Consider the following 1,922-nt stretch of genomic DNA (forward strand, 5'->3'; position numbering starts at 1 on the left):
CTCCGCCGGCGTGTAGCTCCGCCGCCGTTCCCGGCCCGTCAAAACCTCGACCCGCTGATAAGCCATGACGTTTGCAACTCGTTTGCGTCCGCGCGATGACGCGCAACGCAAAACTCGGACGTCAGACCCTACTTTGCCAAGGCGGTGTTCACCGGAGGCGTACCAACCAACAGCAGCCCGCCCATGGGGGTCTGGTACAGCTGGTCCACCTTCCCGACCAGGGGCGCCGGAATTACGGCGCTGATGGGGTCCTCCGACGCGACCAGCGGCCACCCGCAGGTCATGCGGCATGCGCTCCTTCGCCATCCACGCCGCCCGCGCACACGCGGTCTTCCAGTGCGTCAACCGTTGCCCGATGTTGTCCGAACCGACCATCGTCCGTGTTGTGTCTTCGTGGTCGCCTGTACGCGCTTCGCCGTTGCCGCTGTGGCAGCGGTCAGGCCATCTGATAGCGGGGCCATCGCGTCGTGGCGCGCGTGCTCCCGATCACCCGCAAGCCGCCGCTCCGCCGTCCCGGCGTCCAGACCGCTCCGAGCGACGGCGACCTTCGCCAACGCCGTCGCCGATACGCGGTGGTGTGCAGCCCATCGCCCCCACCGCGACGATCGCGACGAACACGACGCTGCTGCAATGGCCTCGCCTGGTGCGCAAATGAACTGCTCAAACGTGACGCCCAGCGCCTGGATACCCAGAGCCGTGAAAACGTCGCCCCAGTCGTCAACTTCGTTATCCCGGAAGGTCCGCATTTGCCGCTCCTCCTGATCGGAGTGCGCTGCTCGCTCACCTCTATTTCCAGGACACCTCATTTCCTAAAGACGCAAGCCCTACTCCCCCTGCTCCGGCATACCCTCAAATCGGCTCGGCGGAACCCAGTCATCGAGCACGCTGCGAAAGCCTTTGGTTCCAGCCTCCGCGTTGGTTGCGACGCCGTCTGCCATCCCGTCAAGGCGCACTCCATCCGCTGCCGCAGCACCTTTCGTCACTTGGACGATCTTCGCCAGAAACGCAGTCCGTCGCCGCACCCGCTCGAAGATTTCTTCGGCCTCCTCTATCGCGTCGACCTCCCACGCTTTCGCGTCTTGGAATTGCGCAGAGGTGTAGCGCCACTTCCCCTTTCGCCCAAATTCTTTGATCCGCATCTCCCGCTTTGTCTGCGGCCCATGGAAGCTAAGGGTCCCCCAATAGCAGCCCACCCCTGCCGCTATCGTCCGGATGTACGGCATGTAGGTCCCCCATTCCTTCCAGGGGTGCCGCTCCCGCACCAAAAAATGCGCCTCTCGGAAGACGTGTTCCGCCGCCTTTGCGTCGGCCAGAATCCGCCTCTGTTCAACCCTGACGGCGGCGAGCAGCGCCTGATAAACTTCCCTATCGCACTCGGCTGATCTATCACTCACAGCTTTACCCCTTCCCGGCCCCCTGGCCTGCCCCCCAGTCGTTCCATCCTCTTAACTGTATGGAACAAGGGGGGGTCATTCCATACAGGAAATGCCCGACCTGTGTGGAATAAGTGGGGGGGCATTCCTCACGGTGCCTGCACGACATGCCGCCGCCCGACCCGACCGTCAATGGATGTCGTCACGACTCTCCCCACCGGTCGTTCCGTTTGCACTCCCAAACTGATCCCACCGTGCGTCGCGTGCCATGCCACGCCGTTCCCAACGGCGTTCCGTTTGCATTCCCAAACTGATCCCGCCGCATGTCGCGGGCCATACCACGCCGTTCCCAACGGCGTTCCGTTTGCACTCCCAAACCGATCCCGCCGCGTGTCCCGTGCCATGCCACGCCATTCCCAACGGCGTTCCGTTTGCACTCCCAAACCGATCCCACCGCGCGTCGCGGAACGTGTCAACGAATGTGAGACAGCCGGAGTTATGAATTAAGCTTGGATGGTCTCCGGTTTTGTCGGCGGATTGATCCAGGCT

The 1,922-nt window shown here is 63.1% G+C and carries 1 protein-coding gene; it reads right to left on the bottom strand.

Annotated features, from left to right (window positions below; all coding sequences use genetic code 11):
• Positions 1-824 precede the first annotated feature (824 nt).
• A complete protein-coding gene (gene mobI, locus EJ903_RS26210; protein WP_246016003.1) occupies positions 825-1,394 on the bottom strand; it encodes a conjugative transfer protein MobI(A/C) in 570 nt (189 codons plus the stop codon).
• Positions 1,395-1,922 lie beyond the last annotated feature (528 nt).

Source organism: Azospirillum griseum, from assembly GCF_003966125.1.
Taxonomy (GTDB): Bacteria; Pseudomonadota; Alphaproteobacteria; order Azospirillales; family Azospirillaceae; genus Azospirillum; species Azospirillum griseum.